At 55.6% G+C, this 7446-nt stretch carries 8 protein-coding genes; 1 reads left to right on the top strand and 7 read right to left on the bottom strand.

Going from position 1 to position 7446, the window contains the following annotated elements; translation table 11 throughout:
* The 6 genes from ACXRVY_RS12455 to ACXRVY_RS12430 all read right to left on the bottom strand — a co-directional run.
* The coding region (locus ACXRVY_RS12455; RefSeq protein WP_458237496.1) for a glycerol dehydrogenase at nt 1-836 on the bottom strand (836 nt) is incomplete at its 3' end.
* 157 nt (nt 837-993) lie between these two features.
* Nucleotides 994-1731: an SDR family oxidoreductase gene (locus ACXRVY_RS12450; RefSeq protein ID WP_263289552.1), complete on the bottom strand. Its 738-nt coding sequence runs from the start codon at nt 1729-1731 to the stop codon at nt 994-996.
* 89 nt (nt 1732-1820) lie between these two features.
* Entirely contained in the window at nt 1821-2525 is a 705-nt protein-coding gene (locus tag ACXRVY_RS12445) for an ABC transporter ATP-binding protein (protein WP_458237495.1), read from the bottom strand.
* Nucleotides 2518-4299, bottom strand: a complete 1782-nt coding sequence (locus ACXRVY_RS12440) for a branched-chain amino acid ABC transporter ATP-binding protein/permease (protein ID WP_458237494.1) — start codon at nt 4297-4299, stop codon at nt 2518-2520. The genes ACXRVY_RS12445 and ACXRVY_RS12440 overlap by 8 nt, the downstream gene beginning before the upstream one ends.
* Before the next feature lie 11 nt (nt 4300-4310).
* Nucleotides 4311-5186 (bottom strand): branched-chain amino acid ABC transporter permease, encoded by an 876-nt coding sequence (locus tag ACXRVY_RS12435; protein ID WP_458237493.1) that lies wholly within the window; start codon nt 5184-5186, stop codon nt 4311-4313.
* Nucleotides 5187-5257: 71 nt separating this feature from the next.
* On the bottom strand, nt 5258-6469 hold the full coding sequence (locus ACXRVY_RS12430) for an ABC transporter substrate-binding protein (protein WP_458237492.1): 1212 nt from the start codon (nt 6467-6469) through the stop codon (nt 5258-5260).
* Between the two features lie 75 nt (nt 6470-6544).
* Between ACXRVY_RS12430 and ACXRVY_RS12425 the strand changes: the two genes are divergently transcribed.
* Complete coding sequence (locus ACXRVY_RS12425; RefSeq protein WP_223457462.1) at nt 6545-6724, top strand: hypothetical protein; 180 nt, start codon at nt 6545-6547, stop codon at nt 6722-6724.
* Between the two features lie 102 nt (nt 6725-6826).
* Here ACXRVY_RS12425 and ACXRVY_RS12420 read toward each other — a convergent pair.
* On the bottom strand, nt 6827-7446 hold a 620-nt coding region (locus tag ACXRVY_RS12420; protein WP_458237491.1), incomplete at its 5' end, for an alpha/beta fold hydrolase.

Genomic DNA, 7446 nt, shown 5'->3' with positions numbered 1-7446 from the left:
CGGGCAACCTTCTCGATCTCGTCGACAGGACGTTCCTCCACCGCCATTTGCACCAGGGTACCGAAGGCAACCAGCTCACCGTGAAGCATTGAGGCCATGGTCGGAATGGCTGTCAATCCGCGTACCAGCGCATGGGACAACGACAACCCGCCGCTTTCAAAACCAACGCCACTGATCAACACGGTGCCCTCGACTACCCGCTCGACGTCGTCATTGACCTCGTTACGACAAACCGCCTGATAAGCCGACACGCCGTACTGCATCAGCGTGTTGAACACCAGATCGGTCAGCATCAACGCGGTGTGCAGCGCGGGGGTTCCAAAAGAGTTATTGCCACCAGCGGAATGGCATTGATGGGCTTCAAATTTTTTACTGATGGCATCACCAATGCCCGCAGCAAAGAACCGTGCCGGTGCCTGAGCGATGACATGAGTATCAACGATGACGGCTGAGGGGTTCATCTTCAGGTACTCCACTCCCACCACTTTGTGGTCATCATCGTAGAGCACGATCAGCCGACTGGTCGGCGCGTCACTCGAGGCAATGGTCGGRCAAACAATGATGGGAGCGTTGAGATTGACCGCCAGCCCCTTGGCCGTATCAATCGTCTTACCTCCGCCCAGCGCGATGATGGTGTCAGGCGAATGGGGCAAGGCTTGCTCAGACAACAGGGCAATGGCTGCGTGGGTGCATTCACCCGGAAATTCGATGTGCAAAGGCTCGAAACCATGCGCTAGCAAAGCATTGCCAACCTCCGGCCACAAATGCCTGGCGACGAACTCATCGCACAAAACCAACGGACGAGACCGTCCCATGTCGGTCAGTACTCTGCCCAACTGTCTCAAAGCTCCAGGGCCTTGCTCGTACCGCCCTGGGAAACCCATCGCTTYGACCATGGCTGATGCCCTCCAAAAAAGTGATTACTTTTTAGAATCGGGTCGTCAATTTCTGTTGAACGACCCGGTCAAACTCATTCTTTTTGACCTTCGGTCGTTACCGCATCAACCATCCGCCCGCCACATCGACGACTTGGCCAGTAATAAAATCGCTTTCGCTCGATGTGAGGAAGCACGCCGCCCTAGCCACTTCAAGCGGTGTTCCCAGCCGACGTAGTGGTGTCTCGTCGACAACCGCCTGGTTGGCCTGCGCCGAAACGGTTTTGAGCAACGGKGTTTCGATTCGCCCTGGCGCTAATGCATTTACCGTTATCCCAAACGGCCCCAACTCACCGGCCAAATGACGGGTAAAACCAACGATGGCTGCTTTGGTGGCGCTGTAGTGAGCCGCCACTATCGGCAAAAACGCACTGCCCGCCACTGAAGACATGTTGACGATGCGGCCAAAGCCGCGCTCCACCATCCCAGGCGTCAAAACCCGGACCAGGTTGAATGAGCCATTGAGGTTGATGTCGACAACCCGTTGCCATTCCTCGGGGCTCATTGTCCAGATCGGCGCAGGAGCGCCATCGTGCTTTGGCGATATACCTGCGTTGTTGATCAAGGTATCGATAGGGCCCAAATCCTGGCCAAAACGGTCACAGGCGTCAGCGCATTCTTGATAATTAGCCACATCGGCTTTGGCCCAACCGACCGTAAACCCTGCCTCTCGCAGCAGTTCAGCCTGCTGTTGAACCTTCACTGCATCGGCATCGACCAGGGCGACCGCAGCACCTTCCTGGCAATACAGTTCTGCAATAGCAGCGCCAATACCACCACCGGCTCCAGTGACCAAAACGACGCGCCCGGAGTGTCTAGAATTTGTCATAGCGTGTTCTCGTCTTTGTTGCGGAGTAATAAGCGCACAGCCACAGGTCGACTCGATCAGAGCCCCAGGTAGGCACGTTTGACATGAGGGTTATCGAGGAGCTCCTGGCCCGTGCCGCTCAGCACTACCTCGCCGTTTTCAAGTACGTAGCCTCGATGCGCGATACGCAGGGTATGGACGATGTTTTGCTCGACGATCAGCACGGTTGTTCCCAGCTCCAGGATCTTGTTGATGATCTCGAAAACCTGCGAGACCAGCAGCGGCGACAAGCCCAACGACGGCTCGTCGAACATCAATAGCTTGGGCTCGGCCATCAGGCCTCGAGCGATGGCGACCATCTGTTGCTCACCACCCGAAAGCGTTCCAGCGTTCTGATCCAGGCGCTCACGAACCCGTGGAAAGAGATCCAGAACATCGTCGAGACGTTTTTTGTAACCCGCACGAGCGCTGCGTTTGTAGGCCCCCATCAACAGGTTGTCGCGCACGCTAATGAACGGAAACAACTGACGCCCTTCCGGTATCAACGTCAGGCCGGCATCGACAATCTGATCCGGACGATTGCCGTCAATTCGCTGCCCTTCGAATTCGATCGTGCCCTGGGAGKGGGTAACGATGCCGCACAGACTGCGCAAAGTCGTGGTTTTACCCACACCGTTGGCACCGACGATGGTCACCACTTCACCGGCATTGACCTCGAAAGAAACGCCACGAAGGATTTCAGTACCGCCATATCCGCTATGGATGTTATTGAGCTTAAGCATGGCTGTACTCCTTGCCGAGATAGGCTTCGATCACCYGTGGATCGCTGATGACATCCTTCGGCTCACCTTGCATGAGCAAAGCCCCGGAGCTGATTACGATGATGCGGTCCGACAGACTCATGGTTGCTTGCATCAGGTGTTCGATCATCAAGACGCTGACGCCGGAGTCGCGGACTCTGCGAATGACGGCGATCGCCTTGGCCACATCCGTTGGGTTGAGTCCGGCCATCACTTCGTCCAGCAACAATATCCGCGGACGAGTCGCCAGGGCACGGGCCATTTCAAGCCGCTTCATACCGCCGACGGTGAGGTTGCGTGCACGAGTATCCAGCAGGTTGGTGAGCTCGGTCAGTTCAGCGACTTGCTCCGCGACTGCCCTCGCCTCCTTCGCATCAGCCGTGTGCATGAATGCACCGAGCATGATGTTTTCGCAGACACTCAAATCAGCGAACGGTTGAACGATCTGGAAGGTGCGCCCGACACCGGCTTTGGCGAACTCGGCCGGGCTGCTTGGGGTAATCCATTGCCCGTTGCGCAGGCGGACCTTGACMTGGCCTCTGGAGGGCAGCAGGAAACCCGAGAGCTGGTTGAAGACAGTGGTCTTACCCGCGCCATTGGGCCCGATCACCCCGACGATTTCGCCTTCGGCCAAGCTCAGCGACACATCGTTGGTCGCATGCAGCCCGCCGAAGAATTTGTGCAGATTTTCAGCAATCAGAATGGGTTCGCCGCTCATTACCGATTGCGGCTCAGGCGCAGGGGATTTAACTGCCCTCACAGCCGCAGCGAGTGGCCGACGTCCACCGGGTAATGCGTCGATCCAGCCGAACACACGCGCGCCAAATCGCCCCACCACACCCTGCGGAATCGTCAGTACGACCACCACCAGTACAATGCCGTAGACCAGGCCGTGAACACCGCTGCCCATGTCGCCAAGCCAGCCACGCGCAAGCTCCGCCAATGGCAATACCAACAGCGTCCCGATCAATGGCCCCGAAACAGTGCCCAGACCGCCGATCAGCGCGAACATGGCGATCTGAATCGACATCTCCAGCGAGAACATTGAGCCGGGCTCGATGAAGGTCAGATACATCGCATGGAAACTGCCCACCAGGCTGGTGAGAAATGCCGATAAGACGACCGCGATCAGTTTGACTTTGACCGAGTTCACACCGACCGCATGCGCCGCGTCTTCACGCTCGCGAACTGCAATCAGGTAATAACCCAAGCGTGAACTCTTGATCTTCCAGGACACCGCCAAGGTGATGATCAGAAAACCAAAGGCGATCAGCAGATAAGGCCAGCGCGGGCGAAACAACATCCATTCGACGCCCAGCTTAAGCGGTACGCCCAAGCCAGCGGCTCCACCGGTCACGTCATGTTGATTGATGGCCATCAACCGCACGACTTCCAGTACCGCAATCGTCGCCAGGGCAAAAAACGGCCCGCGCAATCTGAAGCAAGGCCAACTGATCAACACCGCCACCATTGACGAAAGGATGGCGCCGGCGAACATCCCAATCCACGGACTGATGCCGAGATTGATCATCAGCAGCGTGGTGGTATAAGCCCCAACACCATAAAAAACCGCATGGCCCAGCGAGAGCTGACCAGCAAAACCTCCGACAATGTTCCAGGCGCTCGCGAGCGCTGCATAACTGCAAATCAGGATGAACAGGTGGTAAACGAAAGGAGAACCAGCCGTGAGCGGAATGATCAATAACGACGCCAGAACCAACACACTGACATAGACACGCGGATGCAGAATATTCATGACCATTCTCCTTATTCAGACCCGCGACCGGCGCCAAACAGGCCTGTCGGACGGAACACCAGGATGCTCAGGAAGATCGAGAAATAAACGACTTCCTTCAGGTCTGGAGCGATGTAGTAACCCGCAAGGCTGTCGACGATTCCGATCAGCATCGCGCCTAYCAAAGCCCCCGAAAGACTTCCAAGACCGCCGAGTACAACGATCACAAATGCGGTCAGGACAAAGAACGTCCCCACCGTAGGGAAAACCGGGTATTGAGGTGCGATGAGGCCAGATGCGACGCCCAGGCAGGCGCAGCCCAAACCGAATGCGAAGATGTAGATCTTCTTCACGTTAACGCCCATCAACTGCGCCGCGTTGCGATGTTGCGCGGTAGCCCGAACGGCTCGGCCCAGAAAGGTGTTTTGCAGGAACCAGTGCAACCCGGCGACCAGAACCAACGACATCACGAACGTGATCAGCTGACCACTGCTTGCGCGAAAGGCGCCCAGGCTGACAGTCCCGGTGCCAAAGCTGACGTTCTGCACGGTCATGACGTCGGCACCGAAGATCAGTAGAGCGCCATTCATCAAGGCGATTGAGACACCTACTGTCGCAAAAATCTGAATATGCCCTTCAGCGCTGAGCAAGGGCTGGATGATGAACCGCTGCATCGCGGCGCCAGCAGCAAACAGAATGATCGTTGTGGGAATAATCGCCACGTAGGGATGAATCCCAAAGTGAGCGTTCATCAAATACACCGCGTACAGACCTATCATCAGGAACTCGCCGTGGGCGAAGTTGACCACCCTCACGATCCCGAAAATAAGCGTCAGACCTATGCTGATAATGGCCAACGTGCCGCCGAGCAATAAGCCGTTCAAAAGGAGCTGGATGAAAATYTCCACGGTTTGCGCCCTCTTTGCGAGCGAACGAATCCGTGAAGCTCCACGATCGAGCTTCAACTGGATTACAGGCTTCAGGGTTGGTCGGAAAAACGCGCTTTTGTCACGGCCGCAGCTTCGGGGTAAACAGTTTTCAGTACCCCGTCCTGCCACTGCATGATTGCCGTATTGGCTCGTTGGTTTTGGCCATTCTCAGCGAACTTGGCTCCGATACCTGCGGCCGTACCGCCGACAGGAATATCCACACTCGCGACCGATGCACGGATCGCATCGGCGTCCAGGGACGCACTTTTTTCCATGGCATCAAGAAAGACTTTCGCACCGACATAGTTGATCAGGCTATGACCTGATCGCGGCTCACTGCCAAAGCGATCTTTGTAGGCTTTGGCGAACGCACTGATGCCTGGAGCTCCATTTTCATTGGTTTGAAACTGAGGAAAATCCACGTCCAGAACACTTTCCATATTTTCAGCGCCGACGACCTTTACGGTGTCCTGCATGGAATATCCGCCACCCGCACCGACTACGGCTTTAGGTTTGAAACCGGCTTCACGGATCTGACGGAAAAACAGTGTCGTATCGTTCTGATAACTGGTCTGCAATACCACGTCCGCTTGTGCACCTTTCAAGCGAAGAATCAGCGACGAGAGGTCCACGGCTTTGGCAGAATACGGAAGCACCTCGACCACGTTCAGCCCTTGCTCTTGCGCCAGCCGCTTCTGGAAGCCAGCGATGGYCGTACCGTACAGGGCATCCTCATGGATGATGGCAATCTTGAGTTGCTTGGGATCGACCTTCAGCGAGGGGCCCACAATTTGCGTAATCGCCGTGATCGTCCCTTCAGCGAAATTTCTGGCGGTTGGGTTGCTACGCATGACGTATTTGAGGTCTCGCTCGGTGATGTTGTCGGAGACCGCACCGAGCTCGAAATACGGCACCCCGGCCATTTCCGTAACCTGCGTGGCAGCAAATGACAGGGCTGAGGAATAGCTGCCGAACACGGCGGTCACATTTTCAACAGACGTCAGTTTGCGGGCGGCACCTACAGCCTGGCCTGCGTCAACCGCGTCGGCTTTGAGCAGTTTGATCTGCTCACCTTTCAAGCCTCCGGCAGCGTTACGCTCCGCGACCGCTATTTCGAGGCCACGATAGCTCTCATCACCGAGCAGAGCCAAAGAACCGCTGAGGGGATAAAGGGCACCCATTTTGATGTCCGCGTATACGGCAATCGGGGTCGTCAGGGAAAGCACAACGCAGGCGGCTTTAACCCAGTTTTTTGTACTCATTGTTGTTATCTCCTGGTTTGGCGCCAGCGCATTTGGGCACCATTTGAACCGCTTCATATCTTTTAAACGACGCTCATGAAAGCCATCGTGCGCGTGGATATGAAAGGTTCTGTTTTAAATTTGTTATTAACCAAGCTCATTTATGAAGCGCTTCATATTTATTTCAAAAAATTGAGCAGCGTCAAGCGCTCAGTTAGGATTGCCAATCTGAAAACGCTTCAAATTTTCGTGACCCACGGGCATGAAAAAACCTGAAGCGCCCGCGACATGCAGGCGCTCCAAAAATAGGACTGATAGAGACAGTATGTGCTCGTGAAAGCATCCGGACTTAAACGCTGTGAACGAAAAATGTTGCCCTCATACGCGTGGGTTTAAATAGAACTCGATGATCGCGGGAAGTACCTGCTCGGGCGCTTCCAAGGTCGGGCTATGCCCAATCTTGCTGAGCCGGATCAATTTCGAGTTCGGCAATTCTCGCTTCATCTCATCGGACCACGCTGGAGGTCGCGGCATGTCCTCCTCACCGTTGATGATCAGCACCGGAATATTGATCGAAGACAACAGAGAGACAGAGCTTTCACGATGCATAACCCCTTTCATCGCAGGGCGCAGCGTTTTTGGCAAAACCTCAATGCGATCGCGCCAATACGCTACCAGCGACTGTTTTTCAGGGTTATTGCGCGTGGTCTTGCCGAACATTACTTCCATGGTCATATCGAGAATTTCGCCCGTGAAACCTTGCTCACCCGCATCAACAACCCATTGCGCAAATCGCGCCCCTTGCTCCGGCGGCTCACCGCAGGCCGATGACCCAGCCACCACCAGGGACCGAAACAGATCCTGCCGTTTGGCGATTAGCCGGAAAGCGACATCGCCGCCCATCGACTGAGCCATGACATTGATTGCCTTGAGTTGCATTACTTCAATCAGCGCGGCCATGTCGTCAGCACACTGATCCATGGTGATGATGTCGACAT

The sequence above is a fragment of the Pseudomonas sp. P5_A2_2 genome (assembly GCF_054177685.1).
Note: the sequence above shows the minus strand (reverse complement) of the source record. Positions and strands in the feature narration are given on the sequence as shown.